The 18836-nt window shown below is 58.5% G+C and carries 16 protein-coding genes; 8 read left to right on the top strand and 8 right to left on the bottom strand.

The features are described 5' to 3' along the window. Position 1 precedes the first annotated feature (1 nt). From HX869_RS08390 to HX869_RS08380, 3 genes are all read right to left on the bottom strand, one after another. Complete coding sequence (locus HX869_RS08390; protein WP_102605117.1) at positions 2-952, bottom strand: DUF979 domain-containing protein; 951 nt, start codon at positions 950-952, stop codon at positions 2-4. Next, the gene (locus HX869_RS08385) at positions 949-1662 is read right to left on the bottom strand and encodes a DUF969 domain-containing protein (RefSeq protein ID WP_003219990.1); all 714 of its coding nucleotides are present in this window, start codon (positions 1660-1662) and stop codon (positions 949-951) included. Before HX869_RS08385 ends, HX869_RS08390 begins: the two co-directional genes overlap by 4 nt. 337 nt (positions 1663-1999) lie before the next feature. Further along, on the bottom strand, positions 2000-2425 hold the full coding sequence (locus HX869_RS08380) for a GNAT family N-acetyltransferase (protein WP_178902982.1): 426 nt from the start codon (positions 2423-2425) through the stop codon (positions 2000-2002). A gap of 165 nt (positions 2426-2590) precedes the next feature. Between HX869_RS08380 and HX869_RS08375 the strand changes: the two genes are divergently transcribed. Continuing rightward, the gene (locus HX869_RS08375; protein WP_177080688.1) at positions 2591-3505 is read left to right on the top strand and encodes an SGNH/GDSL hydrolase family protein; all 915 of its coding nucleotides are present in this window, start codon (positions 2591-2593) and stop codon (positions 3503-3505) included. A gap of 27 nt (positions 3506-3532) precedes the next feature. On the opposite strand, the gene HX869_RS08370 is transcribed toward HX869_RS08375, so the two are convergent. After that, entirely contained in the window at positions 3533-3769 is a 237-nt protein-coding gene (locus HX869_RS08370) for a hypothetical protein (RefSeq protein ID WP_177116933.1), read from the bottom strand. Next, positions 3769-4545, bottom strand: coding sequence for an AraC family transcriptional regulator (locus HX869_RS08365; protein WP_174717779.1), 777 nt, complete (start codon positions 4543-4545; stop codon positions 3769-3771). The genes HX869_RS08370 and HX869_RS08365 overlap by 1 nt, the downstream gene beginning before the upstream one ends. 211 nt (positions 4546-4756) lie before the next feature. Between HX869_RS08365 and HX869_RS08360 the strand changes: the two genes are divergently transcribed. From HX869_RS08360 to HX869_RS08335, 6 genes are all read left to right on the top strand, one after another. After that, positions 4757-6373: an APC family permease gene (locus HX869_RS08360; RefSeq protein ID WP_102605124.1), complete on the top strand. Its 1617-nt coding sequence runs from the start codon at positions 4757-4759 to the stop codon at positions 6371-6373. Between the two features lie 30 nt (positions 6374-6403). Then, entirely contained in the window at positions 6404-7330 is a 927-nt protein-coding gene (locus tag HX869_RS08355) for a 4-hydroxyproline epimerase (RefSeq protein ID WP_102605125.1), read from the top strand. Between the two features lie 38 nt (positions 7331-7368). Then, positions 7369-8316 carry a dihydrodipicolinate synthase family protein gene (locus HX869_RS08350; RefSeq protein ID WP_178902981.1) on the top strand — a complete coding sequence of 316 codons (948 nt, stop codon included), beginning with the start codon at positions 7369-7371 and terminating at the stop codon, positions 8314-8316. Positions 8317-8495: 179 nt separating this feature from the next. Next, positions 8496-10067, top strand: a complete 1572-nt coding sequence (locus HX869_RS08345; RefSeq protein ID WP_178902980.1) for an aldehyde dehydrogenase (NADP(+)) — start codon at positions 8496-8498, stop codon at positions 10065-10067. A gap of 3 nt (positions 10068-10070) precedes the next feature. Further along, positions 10071-11330, top strand: a complete 1260-nt coding sequence (locus HX869_RS08340) for an FAD-binding oxidoreductase (RefSeq protein WP_178902979.1) — start codon at positions 10071-10073, stop codon at positions 11328-11330. Positions 11331-11544: 214 nt separating this feature from the next. Next, a complete protein-coding gene (locus HX869_RS08335) occupies positions 11545-12636 on the top strand; it encodes a carboxylesterase (RefSeq protein WP_250884727.1) in 1092 nt (363 codons plus the stop codon). A 23-nt stretch (positions 12637-12659) separates the two neighbouring features. Here the strand turns inward: HX869_RS08335 and gltS are convergent, their stop codons facing one another. Then, positions 12660-13871, bottom strand: coding sequence for a sodium/glutamate symporter (gltS, locus tag HX869_RS08330; RefSeq protein WP_178902978.1), 1212 nt, complete (start codon positions 13869-13871; stop codon positions 12660-12662). 441 nt (positions 13872-14312) lie between these two features. Continuing rightward, positions 14313-15353: a hypothetical protein gene (locus tag HX869_RS08325; RefSeq protein ID WP_177009384.1), complete on the bottom strand. Its 1041-nt coding sequence runs from the start codon at positions 15351-15353 to the stop codon at positions 14313-14315. Between the two features lie 817 nt (positions 15354-16170). Between HX869_RS08325 and HX869_RS08320 the strand changes: the two genes are divergently transcribed. Further along, the gene (locus HX869_RS08320; protein WP_177035803.1) at positions 16171-17499 is read left to right on the top strand and encodes an O-antigen ligase; all 1329 of its coding nucleotides are present in this window, start codon (positions 16171-16173) and stop codon (positions 17497-17499) included. A 222-nt stretch (positions 17500-17721) separates the two neighbouring features. Here HX869_RS08320 and HX869_RS08315 read toward each other — a convergent pair whose 3' ends face one another. Then, the gene (locus HX869_RS08315; protein WP_177020880.1) at positions 17722-18759 is read right to left on the bottom strand and encodes a right-handed parallel beta-helix repeat-containing protein; all 1038 of its coding nucleotides are present in this window, start codon (positions 18757-18759) and stop codon (positions 17722-17724) included. Positions 18760-18836 lie beyond the last annotated feature (77 nt).

Raw genomic sequence — 18836 nt, 5'->3', positions numbered from 1 at the left:
CTCACATCAGCAGGTAGAGCAGGACAATATTGACCACCAGCATCATCAACGCGGTCGGCATCTGTGCCTTGATGACCGCGTTTTTATCCGGCAGCTCCAGCAACGCTGCCGGGACAATATTGAAGTTGGCCGCCATGGGTGTCATCAGCGTACCGCAGTAACCGGAGAACATGCCGATGGCAGCCATCACCGCCGGGTTGCCGCCGTAGATGCCCACCAGCACCGGTACGCCAACGCCGCCGGTCATCACCGGGAAGGCGGCAAAGCCATTGCCCATGATCACGGTAAACAGTGCCATGCCCAACACATACACCATCACCGCTACCAGCTTGTAATCCAGGTTGATATAGGTGGTGGTGATGTGCGCCACCGCTGTGCCCACGCCCGCTTCGTTGAACAACAGCCCGAGCATCGCCAGCATCTGCGGCAGCACCATCGCCCAGCCCAGTGCTTCGGTGAGGCGCCGGGATTCGCGAAGGGCTTGCACCGGGGTGTCCCGCGTCAGCCAGCAGGCCAGTGCCAGTGCAATCAGGCAGCCGATACCCAGGGAAACAAAGGTGGTGTTCTTCGGGTCCAGCAGCGGCACGCCGCCGATCTCGGTGTGTTTGAGCAATACCGAGCCGATCACCGTGGTCAACGGAATGGCCAATGCCGGGATAAACAATTTATGCCCCAGGCGACCAGCGCTGGCCCGTGCGGCCTTGTCATGCAACTGGGCATGCGCGCCGCGGCCTACGCCGCCCAGGCCCGCGATGAGTGCCATCACCACCACGCCCACGCCGACCACCACCGAGGGCAGGCGCTCCCCCACCAGGAACGGAATGGCAAACAGCAGCCAGAACAACGAACTCGACCAGCGCCTGGGGTGGGTGCGATCCATCAGGATCATCCCGGCGGTGATCACCAGCAGAACGCCGGCCAGCCAGTACAGGTATTGAATGGAAATGATCATTGCGCCGCCTCCGCTGTGTTGGCCGGCAACAGCTCTCGGGTCAGCATTCGGTCAAAGCGGTGCAAGCGGATGGCGTGAATGATGAAGGCGCAGATCGCCGTCGGGATGCCCCAGACCGCAATGTGCAGAGGCTCGACATCAATCCCCGAACCCAGCAGGAAGGTGTGCATCAACGCAATCGCACCAAAGGCGACGAAGATATCCTCGCCAAAAAACAGCCCCACGTTGTCGGTCGCGGCACACATGGCCAGGACCTTGTGGCGAAGCTTGTCGGGGAGTTTGCCATAGCGTTTTTCCGCCGCGCCTTCCGCCATCGGCGCCAGCAACGGGCGCACCATCTGCGGGTGCCCGCCCAGGCTCGTCAGGCCCATGGCCGCTGTGGATTCACGCACAAACAGATAGATGATCAGCAAGCGCCCAACCGTGGCCCGCTCAAAGCGCGCGATCCAGTTTTGCGCATGCAGGCGCAAGCCATGGCGCTCCAGCAAGCCGATGACAGCCAGGGGCAACAACAGGATCAATTGCAAGGCGCGAGTCTGGAGGAAGCCGTCGCCCATGGTGGCGAGGATCTTTTCCAGTGGAAAGTGGGCGGCAAACCCGGTGGCAATCGCTGCCGCCGTGACGACCAGCAGCGGATTGAAGCGCAACACAAAGCCGACCACGATGACGAGTACGCCAATCAGCGGCCATAGGTTCACAACAGTTTGCATGGTGGTGAGGTCCTTAAGTGCGCGCTGCGGCGCCAGTAAAGCAGGTAGTGAACAAAGGGTTCACTGCAAGAAAACGGCGTGCAGCCCGGCTCGATTTTTTATTGTTGACCTGGAAGGTCGAGCGTCAGTGGCCGCATCTTTGCTGCTTGGGGAGGGAGGTGTCCAACAAGAAAAATTGTTGCTGCAATCCAATAAAGTTTGTGGGTGTTTGAAGCGTTAGAGGGCATTTGTCGGCCCGTTTGAAGAGAAGGCCCAGGCGCAGAACGTGCTCAGGTACTTGAAGTCCGATAAAGGGCTGGACGGCTTGGTCACGTGGCGGTCGGTGACCCGCTAGCCCTCAGCCCAGGTGCTTCTGGAAAAAGTGGCGCGTGTGCCCTGGCGGGTACTCGGCAATATGCCCGAACTCGCTGAAACCCAGCTTCCGGTAGAACCCGGGCGCCTGGAAGCTGAAGGTGTCCAACCAGATCCCCGCACAGCCCTTCTCTCGTGCCAGCTCCTCAGCCGCGCGCATCAGCCGCGACCCCATGCCTTGAGTGCGCATTGACTCAGGCACGCTCAACAGCTCAATGAACATCCAGCCATAGGAAGTTTTTCCGTACAGGCCGCCCACCACTTCCTGGCTGGCGGGATCACGCAGTAACAGCCCAAACGTTTCGAACGGGTTCTCGCCGCATTGGCTGATGTTGTATGCCCTCAGCGGCTGAAGGATGGCCTGGCGCTCTTGCTCCGTAACTTCAAAAGACAACTCTATCGCTGATGCCATCTCAATCTTCCTGATGTGAATGCCCAATTCTGCGGACACTACCAGCGATAGCCACCTGTCGCATACAGGACAGTCTTTGCGCCCTCAGCTACACACAGGTCGCAACCGCCCGCGGGCATGCACTTCATCGCCAGTACTCTTGGAGCACCACCCGGGAGATTTCCAATGACTCTACGCGCTTGCTTGGCCGCTCTATTGGTACTGACCGCCTCCACCGCCTTTGGCGCTCCCCGCTACGATCACCTCTATGCGTTCGGCGATAGCTACTCCGATAACGGTGCGGGTGAACGCTTCACCAAGACCCTGGCCACTCTGAAGGTCAAGGATGCCCAGGAACTGCCCGGCTCGTTGTACTGGAAGGGCCGCTGGAGCAATGGCCCGACTGCCGTCGAGAACCTGGCCCACGCCTTGAAAACACCCTTGACCGACTACGCAGTGGGCGGCGCCAAGAGTGGCAATGGCAACTACTACGCCTGGATGGAGCCCGCCCGCGACACCGGCGTTTCAGGCCAGATCGCTGACTACCTGAAGTCCGCCAAGGCACACAAAGCCGACCCGAAGGCGCTGTTTTTCATTTTCATCTCGGCCAACGACTTTTTTGAATGGGCCGACTTCTCGCACACCGAGTCGGTTGCCGTACTCAGCCAGAACAGCGTGGCAAATATTCAGAAAGCCACCGAGACACTGATTACAGCGGGCGCAAAACACGTGATGGTAGTGGGCACCACGGATTTGAGTCATGTGCCAGCCGTGGTGCAGGGCAATCAAGTCGAGAACGCGAAAAACTACCAGCAGGTACTGGAACAAAAACTGCCGGTTGTGCTGAGCACATTGGCTAAGGCGCATCAGGTCAGCATCAGCTACTTCGACCACGTGGCGTTCAGCGACAAGCTGCGCGCAGCTCCCCAGGTGGCGGGGTTGAAAGACCTGGATACGCCCTGCCAACACACCTATCCGGACGTGAAGCCGGTGTGTGAAAACCCGGATGCGCATTACTACTGGGATGAATGGCATCCGACGCGCAAGGTGCATGCGCTGGCAGCACAGGCGATGCTTGAAACGTTGAAGGCCGGCCAGTGATTACCCAGGTGACGCCGTCCTACTGAGTCAAGGCGAACACCCACCGATAACCGCTTCTCTTCTGAACGAATCGGGAGAGCCCCCGGTGCTTTTGTCGGTGACATCCACCACGCAGCCACTCACCGGCACGGACTGGATGACTTGATAAGTCGCACCAACGGCAGGGATAAAACTGACCAGGTTTGCGCAACTGCGAAGAGCGTTGGCGCCCTCCTTGTTGGCGCCACCGCTGCTCATGACATTCACGTAGATCCAATTAGACATCACCGCACACTGGTCGCCTGCCGATACTGGCGCGGCGTAAACCCGGTCAACGCCTTGAACTGCCGGGTAAACGCACTGTGGTCGGTATACCCGCACTGCAACGCCACCTCAGTGATCGGCAGCTCGGTATGCAGCAGCCGGTGCGCATGTTCCAGGCGTACCTTCTGGATCATCTGGCGCGGTGTCAGGTGGAACACGCGCTTGCAGTAGCGCTCCAGTTGCGCCACGGAAATCCCGGCGATCCGCGTCAGTTCACCCAACGTGACCCGCCGATTGAAATGCGCCCGGATGTGCTCGTCCACCGCCGCCAGCCGTTGATAGGCCGGGTGGGTTTCGCTGGCGGTTTGCAGGTCGACCGAGATGCCCGCCAGGCCGATGATTGCAGCGTCGCGGCTGTACAGCGGCCATTTGTGGGTCAGGCACCAACCCGGCTCGCGGGTACCGTAGAGGTGCAGTTCCAACTGGTCTTCGAGGACAAATCCCTGCTCCAGCACCCGCCGATCCTGCTCGGTATAGCCGGGCCCCAACTGCGCGGGAAATACCTCGGCGCTGGTTTTTCCCAACAGCGGTTGCAAGTCCTTCAAGCCGCAACGCTGCACCAGGGTGCGGTTGGCCAATACGTAGCGCGCCTGCACGTCCTTGATAAAGATCGCGGCATTGGGAATCACGTCCAGCATCGGCAACAGCAACCCCACGCCGGCCAGTAATTCTTCGATGGTCTGTGGACGATTCGACTCGCTCCCTTGGCATAGGGTCGCGAACGCGCTCTGCATCATGACGCTCTCTCCTGCATTTTGCGGACAGGCCAGGCGCCCGGCGGGCGGTGCCTGGCGAGCAGATTGCCGCATGGCGGTGGCCCTGTCGAGCACTCGCAATTGTGCTGATTTCGTCATCGCAGCCTGCGCAAAACATCAATCGCGGCGCCGTTGATGGGTTCACTGTATGGCCACTGCATGCCTATCCAATAACCCACAAGAAGGCGCCGCCATGTCAGCCCAAGGCAAGTTCAAGAAACAGCTTTCATTGATCGACCTCACCTTTATCGGACTGGGAGCGATCTTCGGTTCGGGCTGGCTGTTCGCGGCCAGTCACGTCTCCGCCATCGCCGGGCCGGCGGGGATTTTTTCCTGGTTGCTGGGCGGCTTCGCCGTGTTGCTGCTGGGCATTGTGTATTGCGAACTGGGGGCGGCATTGCCCCGCGCCGGCGGCGTGGTGCGCTACCCGGTCTATTCCCACGGCCCGCTGCTGGGCTACCTGATGGGCTTTATCACGCTGATCGCGTTTTCAAGCCTGGTGGCAATTGAAGTGGTCGCCTCGCGCCAATACGCCGCGGCGTGGTTTCCCGAGTTGACGCAGGCGGGTTCCAGCAACCCCACCGTCCTCGGCTGGTTCGTGCAGTTTGCGCTGCTCTCGCTGTTTTTCGCCCTCAACTACCGCAGCGTGAAGACCTTCGCCATGGCCAATAACCTGGTCAGCGTGTTCAAGTTCATCGTGCCGCTGCTGGTGATCGGCGTGCTGTTCACCTTTTTCAAGCCGGAGAATTTCCACGCCCAGGGCTTCGCGCCGTTCGGCCTGTCGGGGATTGAAATGGCCGTGTCTGCCGGCGGGGTGATTTTCGCCTACCTGGGTCTGACGCCGATCATCTCGGTGGCCAGCGAAGTGAAGAACCCGCAACGCACCATTCCAATTGCACTGATCCTGTCGGTGCTGCTCTCCACTGCAATCTACGTGCTGTTGCAGACCGCTTTCCTCGGCGGCATTCCCACCGAAATGCTCGCCAACGGCTGGGCCGGCGTCGCCAAGGAACTGGCCCTGCCGTACCGCGACATCGCGCTCGCCCTGGGTGTGGGCTGGCTGGCGTACCTGGTAGTCGCCGACGCCGTGATCTCCCCCAGCGGCTGCGGCAATATCTACATGAACGCCACGCCACGGGTGATCTACGGCTGGGCGCAAACCGGAACCTTCTTCAAGATCTTCACCCGCATCGATGAAAAGTCCGGCATCCCGCGCCCGGCGCTGTGGCTGACCTTTGGCCTGTCGGTGTTCTGGACCCTGCCCTTCCCGTCGTGGGAAGCGCTGATCAACGTGGTGTCCGCCGCGCTGGTGTTGAGCTACGCCGTGGCGCCGGTATCCGTGGCCGCCCTGCGCCGCAATGCGCCTGACCTGCCGCGCCCGTTCAGGGTCAAGTGGATGGGCTTGCTCGGCCCGCTGTCGTTCATCATCGCCGCGCTGATCGTCTACTGGTCCGGCTGGAGCACCGTGTCATGGCTGCTCGGCCTGCAAATCCTGATGTTCGTGGTGTACCTGCTGTGCGGCCGTTTTGTGCCGACCCTGCACCTGAGCCTGGGCCGCCAGGTTCGCTCCTCCGCCTGGCTGATCGGCTTCTACGCCGTGACCATCATCCTGTCGAAACTCGGCAGCTTCGGTGGCCTGGGCATCCTCGGCCATCCCTTCGACACCGTGGTCGTCGCCGCTTGCGCGCTGGGGATTTATTACTGGGGCGCGGCCACCGGCGTGCCGGCGCACCTGGTTCGCCTGGAAACCGAAGACGACGAAAGCGAAGCCCCTGAGCCCGATATCGGCCGGGCACAGCTGGCTTCCTGAGCCTCAGCCAACCACTGGATGGATTGTTCTATGAAACGAGTGCACATCATTGATTCCCACACCGGCGGCGAGCCCACGCGCCTGGTGATGACGGGGTTTCCCACGCTGGCCGGCGAGACCATGGTCGACAAGCTCGACGACCTGCGCACCCGGCATGACCAATGGCGCAGGGCGTGCCTGCTGGAGCCCCGTGGCAACGATGTTCTGGTGGGCGCGCTGTATTGCGCGCCGGTCTCGGCCGATGCCACCTGCGGCGTGATTTTCTTCAATAACGCCGGCTACCTCGGCATGTGCGGCCACGGCACCATCGGCCTGGTTGCCTCGTTGCACCACTTGGGGCAGATCGCGCCGGGGGTGCACAAGATCGACACGCCGGTCGGCCCGGTCAGCGCCACGTTGCACGCCGACGGCGCGGTCACGTTGCGCAATGTGCCCGCCTATCGCTATCGCCAGCATGTCTCGGTGCAAGTGCCTGGACATGGCTTGGTCTACGGCGATATCGCCTGGGGCGGCAATTGGTTCTTCCTGGTTTCCGATCATGGCCAAGCGCTGGAAATGAACAACGTCGAAGCCCTGACCGACTACACCTGGACAATGCTCAAGGCCCTCGAAGCCCAGGGCATCCACGGCGAAGACGGCGCCCTGATCGACCATATCGAACTGTTCGCCGACGACCCCCAGGCCGACAGCCGCAACTTTGTCATGTGCCCAGGCAAGGCCTACGACCGCTCGCCCTGCGGCACCGGCACCAGCGCCAAGCTCGCATGCCTGGCGGCCGACGGGAAACTCGCCGCCGGTGAGCCGTGGATACAAGCCAGCATCACCGGCAGCCAATTCGAAGGCAGCTATGAATGGGAGGGCGAACGTGTGCGCCCTTCCATCACCGGCCGCGCCTACATGACCGCCGACAGCACCTTGCTGATCGACGAACAGGACCCCTTCGCGTGGGGCATCTGAACCGCCCCCGCCCCTTCAATCAAACTGGAGCTGAAACAATGAATACCACTATCTTCACCGGTTGCATCCCTGCATTGATGACGCCGTGCACCGCCCAGCGCAAACCGGACTTTGACGCACTGGTCGCCAAGGGCCGCGAACTGATCGATATCGGCATGAGCGCGGTGGTGTACTGCGGCTCCATGGGCGACTGGCCGTTGCTGACCGAGGCCGAGCGCCAGGAAGGCGTGGCGCGCCTGGTGGCCGCCGGTGTGCCGACCATCGTCGGCACCGGCGCGGTCAACAGCCGTGAAGCCGTGGCCCATGCAGCGCACGCGGCGAAGGTCGGCGCCCATGGTTTGATGGTCATCCCGCGGGTGCTGTCCCGTGGTGCATCGGCGACGGCGCAAAAGGATCACTTTGCAGCCATCCTCAAGGCGGCGCCAAACCTGCCGGCGGTGATCTACAACAGCCCTTACTACGGCTTCGCCACCCGCGCCGACCTGTTCTTCGAACTGCGTCGCGAGTACCCGAACCTGATCGGCTTCAAGGAATTCGGCGGTGCTGCAGACCTGCGCTACGCGGCCGAACACATCACCTCCAAGGACGATGACGTGACCTTGATGGTCGGCGTGGATACCCAAGTGGTGCACGGCTTCGTCAACTGCAACGCCACCGGCGCAATCACCGGCATCGGCAATGCACTGCCACGGGAAGTCCTGCAACTGGTGGCCTTGAGCAAGAAAGCCGCCAAGGGCGACGCCACTGCACGTCGCCATGCGCGGGAGTTGGAGTCGGCGCTGGCGGTGCTGTCGTCCTTCGACGAAGGCTGCGACCTGGTGCTGTTCTACAAGCATCTGATGGTGCTCAACGGCGACAAGGAATACACCCTGCACTTCAACGAGACCGATGCCCTCAGCGATGCCCAGCGTCGTTATGCAGAGAACCAGTACGCGCTGTTCCGCCAGTGGTACGCCAACTGGTCGGCCGAGCAGAACGTCGCTTAACACTATTCAAGGCAGCAAAAATCAAATGTGGGAGCTGTCGAGCTCCGGCGAGGCTGCGATGGGATCACTGCGGTGTACCTGCCAGACCGCAGCGCCTGCATCGCAGCCTCGCTGGGGCTCGACAACTCCCACAGTGGATTCTCTTCGCCAAGCCCATCTTTACTTTCCAGGACTACGCCATGACTCTGACGGGCACCATGCTGATTGGTCAGCACTCCATTCCAGGCAGCCGCGAGGCCATCCGGGCGATCAATCCTGCCACCAACCTTGCGTTGGAACCCGCCTACGCCGGCGGCACCGCCGAACATGTCGAACACGCCTGTGCGTTGGCCTGGAGCGCCTTCGATAGCTATCGCGAAACGCCATTGGCCGCTCGCGCCGAATTCCTTGAAACCATCGCCAACGAAATCGAAGCCCTGGGCGATGAACTGATTCAACGGGCGATGGCCGAGACCGGCCTGCCGCGCCCACGCATCCAGGGCGAACGCGGGCGCACCTGCCAGCAATTGCGCACCTTTGCCCGCACCGTGCGCGCGGGTGAATGGCTGGATGTGCGGGTGGATACTGCACAACCGGAACGCCAGCCGCTGCCTCGCTCGGACCTGCGTCAACGCCACGTACCGCTGGGGCCGGTGGCCGTGTTCGGCGCGAGCAATTTTCCGCTGGCATTCTCGGTGGCGGGCGGTGATACAGCGTCGGCACTGGCGGCCGGTTGCCCGGTGATCGTGAAGGCACACGGCGCGCATCCTGGCACCAGCGAACTGGTGGGCCGCGCGGTGGCCCGGGCCGTTCAGCAATGTGGCCTGCCTGAGGGTGTGTTTTCGCTGTTGTATGGCTCGGGCCGCGAGGTCGGTATCGCGCTGGTCTGCGATCCGCGCATCAAGGCCGTGGGTTTCACCGGCTCGCGCAGCGGCGGTATTGCCTTGTGCCAGGCGGCCCAGGCGCGCCCCGAGCCGATCCCGGTGTATGCAGAGATGAGCTCGATCAATCCGAGTTACCTGTTTCCCGCTGCGTTGAGCGCACGCGGTGAAGCATTGGCACAAGGTTTTGTCGCGTCCCTGACCCAGGGTGCCGGCCAGTTCTGCACCAACCCCGGGGTGGTGATTGCCGTTGCAGGGCAAGCGCTGGACCACTTCGTCGGCACGGCTGCCAACCTGCTTCAACACAGCACTGCCCAAACCATGCTGACACCGGGGATCTTCAAGGCTTACGAAGACGGCGTCAGCGCCCTGACCCGGCATGCTCAGCTCGCAGGTACCGGTCTGCCGGCAGAAGGGCCGAACCAGGGCCAGGCCCATTTGTTCGTGACCCAGGCCCGGGACTTTCTCGCCAATCACAGCCTGCAAGCCGAGATATTCGGCGCCACGTCATTGATCGTGCAATGTGCCAACGTCGATGAGGTCCGCCAGGTCAGCGAACACCTGGAGGGCCAACTGACCGCAACCCTGCATCTGGATGACGACGACCTGGCAACTGCCCGCGCGCTGCTGCCGACCCTGGAACGCAAGGCCGGCCGCCTGCTGGTCAACGGCTGGCCGACCGGCGTTGAAGTGTGTGATGCGATGGTGCACGGAGGACCATTCCCGGCCACCTCGGACTCACGCACCACCTCGGTGGGCACCGCCGCGATCCTGCGATTCCTGCGGCCGGTGTGCTACCAGGATTTCCCGGATAGCTTGCTGCCGACGGCCCTGCAACACGGCAACCCATTGCTGCTGCGGCGCTTGCTCGACGGTCAGAGGGAAGCCTAGAACATGTCCGATAACGTCATGCCAGACGTCGCCGTAGTGGGCGCCGGCATCATCGGCGTCGCCTGCGCGCTGCAACTGGCGCGTCAGGGCCGGCGGGTGGTCATCATCGATCAGCAGGAACCCGGCCACGGCGCCTCGTTCGGCAATGCCGGCCACCTGGCGACCGAGCAAGTGTTCCCCATCGCGGATGCGTCGATCCTGACGCGTTTGCCCGCCATGCTCATGGACCCGATGGGCCCGCTGCGCCTGGACTGGAAATACCTGCCGCGTGCACTGCCGTGGTTTACCCGGCTGCTGCTGAACCTGCGCCCGGCGCCCTTCCAGCGCACCGTCGCCGGGATCCGCGCGCTCAATGAAGGCAGCCTGGGCGCCTGGCACCGGCTGCTGGGCAGCATCGAGCGCCCGCACCTGATGCGCGAAGACGGCTCGTTGCTGGTCTTCGAGCGCGCCGAGTCGCGACAGGCCATTGATGCATTGCAGGCACGCATGAGTCAGCAGGAAGTGCCGGTGGACCACTGGCACGCCAGCGGGGTGCAGGACGCGGCGCCACAACTCAGCAAAGGGATTCAGGGCGGGTTGTTCTTTCCTCGCACCGGGCATTTTCTCGATCCCTATGGGGTGGTTTGCGAGCTGATGGAAGCGGCCAAAGCCAGCGGGGTGCAATTTCTCAAGCGCCAGGTCGTGGGCGGGAAGCTGGACGAGCACGGTGTTTCATTGCGGACCGACCAAGGCACCGTGGCCGCGCGCCAGGTGTTGATCGCATGCGGTGCGCACTCAGCCAGCCTGACCGGCGCACTGACTGGCAAAAAGGTCCCGCTGGATACAGAGCGCGGCTATCACCTGATGTTGCCCCATGAGCATGGACGGTTGCCGTTTGCGGTCACGTCATTGGAGCGAAAGTTCATCATGACGCCCATGGACGGCGGATTGCGGCTGGCAGGTACCGTGGAGTTCGCCGGCCTTGATCGCCCACCGAACATGGAACGCGCGTGGCAGTTGCATCGGCTGAGCCAGGGGCTGTTTCGTCGTGACTTGAGTGCCGAGGACGCGACGCCGTGGATGGGGTTTCGCCCTTCCCTGCCGGACTCGCTGCCGATTATCGACAAGGTGTGCAAGGGCAAGGTGCTGCTTGCCTTTGGGCATCAGCATCTGGGCCTGACGCAGGCTGCGGTGACGGCGGAGTTGATTGCACGGCTGGCATCGCCTGCGGCCGCGTCCAACGGGCTGCCGGCGCTTGAGCCCTACCGGCTGGATCGTTTCTGAGATCATCGGAAACGTCTTGCTACTGTTTCGCACTTTCGGCGATACAAGGCAGGTCATTATCGTGCATGACCTTACGGTTACGCTCCGTTGAGAACCTGCCTTGAACAACCACACCTGTATGCAGCCCCGTCCATCGATGCGCAGAACGCTCCGAAGCGTTGCATGCGGCATGCTCGCCCTATTGCTCTGCACGACAGCCCTCGCAGAACCGGGCATGCCGCTTGGCCAGAAATCATTCGAAGCGTATCGCGCCGCTACCTTGCAATGGCTGCGGGACCATCGTGATTTCCAGGGCACCGACAAGGATGCCGAACTCAACTGGAACGCCCCGCAGGAATGGCGCCCGGCGGGTGCCCCCAAGCGCGGGATCATTCTGGTGCATGGCCTGGGCGACTCACCCTGGTCTTTCCACGATATCGGCAGCGCACTGGCCGCCCGCGGCTTCCTGGTCAGGACCGTGCTGCTGCCCGGCCACGGCACGCAACCGGCCGACATGCTGCAGGTGCGCATGGAAGACTGGCGCCGGGTGGTGGACGAACAGGCTGCGATCCTTCGCGCAGAGGTGGGAGAAATCTACCTCGGCGGCTTTTCCACCGGCGCCAACCTGGTACTCGACTACGCCTACAAACACGACGACGTCGCGGGGCTGCTGCTGTTCTCTCCCGCGTTCCAGTCCAGCATGACCTACGACTGGCTGACACCCCTGATCAGTTGGGCGCGCCCCTGGCTGCTGGCGCCAGACGCCAGCCGGCCACAACAGAGCCTGGTGCGCTACATGACAGTGCCCACCAACGGTTTTGCCCAGTTCTACCGCAGCAGCCGGCTAGCCCGCCAGGACCTGGAGCGGCGCCCCTATGACAAGCCGGTATTCATTGCCGTCGCAGCCCACGACTCAGTACTCGATACGCACTACGTGCTGGAGACCTTCCAGCAACGCTTCAGCAACCCCCATAGCCGCCTCGCCTGGTACGGCACATTGCCAGAGAGCGCCTGGGATACCCGCCGTGTAAAAGCGCGTACCGACTACCTGCCGGAGTTAAGGATCAGCCAGTTCTCCCACATGGGGTTGCTGTTCTCACCCGACAACGCTCTGTATGGCGAACAGGGCAGCCTGCGGTTTTGCTGGAACGGCCAGACGGACGACGCAACCCGCGCCTGCGAACAGGGGGCCGACGTGTGGTATTCGGACTGGGGCTACCGTGAGCCGGGCAAGATGCACGCGCGGTTGACGTTCAATCCGTATTTCACCTGGCAGCTTGGGGTGATTGACGAGGTCCTGGGCAAGCAGGACCTGGCGAGTCATTAAACGGCAAATCCGGTAAACCGCGTTTATCCCGCGACGCCCAGGAACGGCAGCGCCAGGTACAACTTGATCACGATCGCATTGGTGATATCGATGAAAAAGGCGCCCACCATCGGCACCACCAGAAATGCAATCTGCGATGGCCCGAAACGCTGGGTCACCGCCTGCATGTTCGCAATGGCAGTTGGCGTGGCACCGAGCCCGAAACCGCAGTGCCCCGCCGCCAGGACCGCCGCGTCATAGTTGCTCCCCATCACCCGGAACGTCACGAAAATCGCAAACAGCGCCATCATCAACGCCTGCGCAGCCAGCAGGATGAAAATCGGCAGGGCCAGCGTGGCGAGGTCCCAGAGCTTGAGCGACATCAATGCAATTGCCAGGAACAACGACAGGCTGACATTCCCTAGCACTGAGACTTCGCGCTCGAATACCTGGTGCCAGCCCAGCGCCGACAGGCCATTACGCAACACCACACCGACAAACAAGACACACACAAACGTCGGCAGCTCAAAGGCCGTGCCCTGGATAAAACCGCTGAGGAACGTGCCCACTTGCAGGCTGATGGCGAGCAGCGCCAGGGTCTCGATAAACGAGAAGGAGGTGATCATGCGCTCTTGATTCGGCTGCTCGAATCCTTTTGGCCCTCGCGGTTGTACCGGCGCCAGGGCGGGCGTCTGGACGCGCTTGATCAGCAGGCGAGCGACCGGGCCGCCAATCAGGCCGCCGAGCACCAGGCCAAAGGTCGCGGAAGCAATGGCCAGTTCGGACGCCGACGCCACGCCATACTTCTCGCTGAACACCGCGCCCCAGGCCGCGCCGGTCCCGTGCCCACCCGACAGCGTAATGGAGCCCGCCAACAACCCCATCAACGGATCGAGCCCCAGCGCCTTGGCCAGCGCAATCCCCATCGCGTTCTGGACCACTAGGAGCGCCGTCACCACCAGCAGGAAAATCCCCAGCACCCGCCCGCCTTTCTTCAGGCTGGCGAAATCCGCATTCAAACCAATGGTGGCAAAGAAAGCCAACATCAGTGGCGTCTGCAGCGACGAATCAAACCGGACCTCAATGCCAGCGAGCATACGCAGGACCAGGAGCAGCACCGCCACCACTAAACCGCCGGCCACCGGCTCCGGAATATTGTAAGTGCGCAGGAAACCGACTCGAGCGACCAGCCCGCGCCCGAGTAAAAGCACCAGGGAGGCGGCGACCAGCGTTGAATAGAAGTCGAGTTGAAGCATGGGGCAGCTCTCTGTAGTTATTTATGACGAATCGGGGCAGGCCTATCGATCCTTCGGAACAACACAGGAAGAGTAGTAGTACGACGCCATCTTTAACCTCGGAAAAGTCCTAACGTTGCCGAACGGAATCCCCAAGACGTTCAGGCGAAAGACTTGCGAAGCGCAATCTGAAGGGGCACGACGAGAAAATCGAGTGCATGACAATGGCTGCAGAACTGCGTCTGGACGGGCGCTTTACAGGTTCCGCGGCATCCTGCCGACTCAGCGCCCATTCGAATCTGCCCTACCTGGCCGTGCTTCTGTGTTGGCCAATGATTACCAAGGGACAATTGCGGCCGCTCTGTTGCTGGGCGTCGCAACGGCGCTGGCCGCGAACCTATACCCTGGGAATAAATATTCCCAATAAAAAAGCCCGCTCAATGCGGGCCTTTTTTTCCATGATTATCCGGAAAAAGGTATGGGTTCAACCATATAGCAATCAACGCAGTCTGAAGTGATGACGTTATCCAGGATCAGAGGGGATTCGGTCGCAGGTCGAAGGAACCCCGTACGAATGGATGCGGTATAGACCCCAACGTTTACTGTATTGAGGCGAGCCCTTGCGTTAATCGACACACAATCAATGCTGTAATTCATCCCCATCCCCAAGCCGCAATTTTCACCACCTGAATTAATCACGCGGGTAGAGTCCTGCCCCTCGATGACGACACCCCAGGCGGTCTGTTCAGGATCGACACCTGGCTCTGTAGCCGTGCAATAACTATCAAGAATGGTGTTGTACTCACCACCGTTGTCCAGCAGCAGCATGCAGCGCCCAGTCCAGTCGACCGACGTGATGTTCTCGATCACACAGTGTTGTGCGTAGTGCAGATGCAGCCCTACCGCAGCGTCCCCGGTGAATTCAAGGTTGCGGATGTACACGTTTTTAATCGGGTCACATAAAGCCACGATTGCGCCCTGGGGATGATCACGTTTGATTACGCGATTAACAATCAATGAGTTAGCCAGCACATAAATAACCTGGCGAACCTCCAGCGGGCCGTCGAGTGGCATCGGGTAGGTTGCAAAATCGGTTGAAGCATCCGAGATGACGATCCAGGAACCGTTTGTGTACGGAGTGGTATCAGCCACGGAGATTTCGGTCGTATTGACGTAGGCCGGCGCGGTCAGATAACTGCCCGGGCGAACATTACCCTGGTAGTCGATGGCGGCATAACTCGGATCTGTTGGGTCCAGCGGGTTACGACCGATCCCTGAAACGTCGATAGTGACCTTATCGATCCCTGGTGCTGGCTCGATGATCTGCCCACTGTAGGGCCAATTGTCATCACGGTTTAGCAGGACTGTTGTCCCGATTGGGCAGTCAGTGCCATTGATTTGAATCCAGCGGTATCCGGCCTTCATCACCGACTGGAGTTGAGGGCCGTTATCCGCAGAGGGATCCGGCGTAAAAACATAAGGGGTATCGCTGTAAATTGACATATGACTTCTCCTGATTTCCCATGGCCATTTTTTGGCGAAACAACTGTACATGCATACAGCTAAAAATTCTACGAAAGCAGCACCCTCTAGCTATTGCCCACCGACGCCGACATACGCATCACGCGTATCGGGCGCGTGATCTACGTTGTGGCGTTCATGGAGGCTCATGGGAGACGGGAAAAGAAGATGCCGAAGCATGCTCGAAAGAAGCACAACGGGATAAATCGACAAGCCAGGAAGGGACGCCGAATTGTCATTTTGAGGAGGTAGGTTGCAAAGGCTTCGCAAATCGCAACAAAAAGGGCGCACCTTTCGGTGAGCCCTTCCAGACCGCCCAGCAAAGCGGATTCTGTTTGGTCGGCGCGATAGGACTCGAGCCAGCGCCCCCCACCATTTGAAGGTGATCCCGAGAAATCTGCAACCGATTGATCCATAGGGGAAAATTCGCCCTTTGAAAGGCTACGAATTTCCCGTTTAACCTTATAAGAATCATTAACTTAGCGTTGTCTATTCCTACAGTAATCAACCATTCACAGTGTCCTGCCGAACCGAGCAACTCGAAATCCTCTCACTACACCGAAACACGTCTACAATTTCAGCAATTCGAACGGATCTTCGATTACCGCGATACAAAGGAACCATCATGCCACTTATCAATTTTCGAACACGTTTCGCGCTTTCGGCAAGCTTGCCATGACAAGTTGACTATTCTGGCGCGCAGATGAGCGGCATGACGCTGCCTCAAAAGGCGCTCAAGACAATAAATAATGCATGAAGTGTGCTTTTTTAAGTTTTGTTACTACAGGGATAGTCGAACATGCTTTTATTTTTATCAGCTGTTTTACTGTGCATTCCACTAAGAATATTCGTGCCTGCTCTCGGCGTTGAAATTGCCCCATCTGACTTGCTATGCCTACTTATCCTCCCTTACATACTAATCATTCACCACAAGATAAATAAGTGGCTGCTACTCAGCATAATTTTCTCTTTCATCTCACTAATATACATACAATTATCTATCCAGCCGGGAAACATCGCCAGATCTATTTTCTCCATAGCGTTTTTCTTCAAGCCATACCTGGTCTATTTGCTGGGTAGAAACATTGGAGAGTCAAGCATTCACCCTGACAGGTTCAACAAGACATTGATTTATCTACTCACGGCAACCGCGCTTGCAGCAACGGTTGACGCGATTTTCATGAAGGGCCACGTTACTATATTTACTGAATTTGAGCGTATCCCAGGCGAAGTCATTTACGGTGCCGTCTTCGACCCTACATTTTTCGGTATGAAATTTCATGGTAGCAATGGGATAAATGGAATAGCTGTATTTTTTTCGACGGCATTCATGATTTGTCTAGCGCTAGGCGTAATCATGAAACCCAAAAAAAGCATACGGATTATTTCGTACACTGGAATGTTGTGCAGCTTAATACTCGTCCTAGGCAGTGGATCTAGACAAGCTGCATTTGGTTTAATCGTTAGTTGCTTATGTTGCTTCTTCGCGGGAAAAATGACAGTCGGCAGGATATTTAGAGCTGCTCTATACATCACGCTTGCCATCGTTACATCTGCAACCATAATAGCGATTTTTTCAGACTACTTTATTGAATTATTCGCCAAAATACTTTTGATGACAGACAACATCTACTCTGGAAATTGGGATGGGGTTTCATCAGGAAGATTAGGCCTGTACATGATAATTATTGATGACTTAATAAGCAGCCCGATATTTGGTACTGGCTTTGGTGGCTATGGGCTTTTTAACTCTGAGCTTGGCTACTTCGATAACGATGTGAGCACATCAGGTTATACGCCACACAATCAATATTTAGGTGCCATTTGGAAAATGGGAGGTCTTGCTGGATTGTTCTATCTGATATTCCTGTGGAGCATCGTAAAACCTTTCTTCAAAATCCCTCAAAGCGATGAATTTCAAAAGAGATTTTACATTGCAATGATGGCAATGGTCATACCATTCTTTACTGTATTCAATGTATTTCAAGATGGTCTGTCTTCCCCATCTACAGGCCCTATATTTCTGCTGATACTGGGTTTCTACTGGCGACGCGCATTCGACTTAAGCTCCAAAAATAATTCAACAATGCCTGCCCAACCTCACGCTGCACTCCATCCGTTAAATTAAAATAAAAGCATAAGCGGTACTATGCGAACGTATAGTCTTTTTAGAGGGCCTCGCGAAACGTTATGACTGCCAGTCTTAGGCAGCCTTCGGGTCGGGGGAAAGAGAAAGCCATTCAGGGGTTATTTTTTGAGAGAAGAAGGCCAAGACTCGGCCTTCTTCGCACTACCTCTTAAATGACATTGAAGCATTGAGAGGCGAACAAACTCATAACACAGCTAGAGCTTATGATAAACCCCGCTTGCTAAAGATAAAGCAATCAACGTTCTCTGGACTCTCGTATGTGTCAAGAATTAGAGGACGTTCCGTTCTCGGCCGGATATAACCACTTCGGATAGAGTGGGTATATACGCCGACATTTACATTATTCCTGCGTGCTCTTGCATCGACAGCTACGCTATCAATACAGTAATTCATTGCACTGCCATTACCGCAAAATTCACCGCCGCTATTCACCATCCGGGATGAATCCTGACCTTCCATGACTACACCCCAGGCATTTTGTGTTGGCCCACCACCAGCCTCTGTCCCGGTACAGTAGCAATCAATGACTGAGTTATTGCTACCGCCGTTATCAATGAGAACAAGCGACCGCCCAGTCCAGTTAACAGAGGTAATATCTTGAATAGTGCAATGCTGGCCGTAGTGAATATGAACTCCGACAGCAGAGTTCCCAGTGAACTCCAGGCCTCGAATTATAACGTTACGAATCGGCACGCACGTAGCAACAATGGCTCCATCCGGATGTCCTTTTTTGAGAACATTGTTGATCACCAGCGACCCGCTGAATACTCGAATAACCTGCCGAACTTCCATAGGACCATCAAGTGGAAGCGGCTGCTTATGGAAGTCTGTTGAAGCATCGGAAATTACAATCCAGTCCCCAGCTACATATTTTGTCGGATCATCGACAAAAATTTCATTCTGATTCAGAAAAGCTTCCCGCGTTAAAAAACTTGCAGGCCGGACCTTCCCTTGATAATCAAACGCTGCATAGCTCGGATCGGTAGGTACTTCCGGATTTCGACCAATTCCGCTTGAGTCAATAAGCACCTTCTCGATGCCTGGTGCGGGCTCAATGACCAGACCGTGAACCGGGGTTAGGTCGGCCTTATTCAAGGGCACGGTAGTCTTGATCGGGCATACGTCGCGGTTAATTTGAATCCAGCGATATCCGGCTTGAATAATTGATCTGAGCTGAGGCCCATTGTCGAGCGTGGCGCTTGGCGTGAATACATATGGTGTCGCGTAGTACATAGACATTACTTCTCCTGATTAGTGGCTATCCTTAACCACTGGATATACTGTACATACATACAGCACAAAATCAAAGCAAAGCA

It is taken from the genome of Pseudomonas sp. P7779, from assembly GCF_013386315.1.
Classification (GTDB): domain Bacteria; phylum Pseudomonadota; class Gammaproteobacteria; order Pseudomonadales; family Pseudomonadaceae; genus Aquipseudomonas.
Note: the sequence above shows the minus strand (reverse complement) of the source record. Positions and strands in the feature narration are given on the sequence as shown.

Coding starts and splice junctions, on each gene's coding strand:
- HX869_RS08390 (WP_102605117.1), bottom strand. CDS start 952: ATGATCATTTCCATTCAATACCTGTACTGGCTGGCCGGCGTTCTGCTG.
- HX869_RS08385 (WP_003219990.1), bottom strand. CDS start 1,662: ATGCAAACTGTTGTGAACCTATGGCCGCTGATTGGCGTACTCGTCATC.
- HX869_RS08380 (WP_178902982.1), bottom strand. CDS start 2,425: ATGGCATCAGCGATAGAGTTGTCTTTTGAAGTTACGGAGCAAGAGCGC.
- HX869_RS08375 (WP_177080688.1), top strand. CDS start 2,591: ATGACTCTACGCGCTTGCTTGGCCGCTCTATTGGTACTGACCGCCTCC.
- HX869_RS08370 (WP_177116933.1), bottom strand. CDS start 3,769: ATGTCTAATTGGATCTACGTGAATGTCATGAGCAGCGGTGGCGCCAAC.
- HX869_RS08365 (WP_174717779.1), bottom strand. CDS start 4,545: ATGATGCAGAGCGCGTTCGCGACCCTATGCCAAGGGAGCGAGTCGAAT.
- HX869_RS08360 (WP_102605124.1), top strand. CDS start 4,757: ATGTCAGCCCAAGGCAAGTTCAAGAAACAGCTTTCATTGATCGACCTC.
- HX869_RS08355 (WP_102605125.1), top strand. CDS start 6,404: ATGAAACGAGTGCACATCATTGATTCCCACACCGGCGGCGAGCCCACG.
- HX869_RS08350 (WP_178902981.1), top strand. CDS start 7,369: ATGAATACCACTATCTTCACCGGTTGCATCCCTGCATTGATGACGCCG.
- HX869_RS08345 (WP_178902980.1), top strand. CDS start 8,496: ATGACTCTGACGGGCACCATGCTGATTGGTCAGCACTCCATTCCAGGC.
- HX869_RS08340 (WP_178902979.1), top strand. CDS start 10,071: ATGTCCGATAACGTCATGCCAGACGTCGCCGTAGTGGGCGCCGGCATC.
- HX869_RS08335 (WP_250884727.1), top strand. CDS start 11,545: ATGCCGCTTGGCCAGAAATCATTCGAAGCGTATCGCGCCGCTACCTTG.
- gltS (WP_178902978.1), bottom strand. CDS start 13,871: ATGCTTCAACTCGACTTCTATTCAACGCTGGTCGCCGCCTCCCTGGTG.
- HX869_RS08325 (WP_177009384.1), bottom strand. CDS start 15,353: ATGTCAATTTACAGCGATACCCCTTATGTTTTTACGCCGGATCCCTCT.
- HX869_RS08320 (WP_177035803.1), top strand. CDS start 16,171: ATGCTTTTATTTTTATCAGCTGTTTTACTGTGCATTCCACTAAGAATA.
- HX869_RS08315 (WP_177020880.1), bottom strand. CDS start 18,759: ATGTCTATGTACTACGCGACACCATATGTATTCACGCCAAGCGCCACG.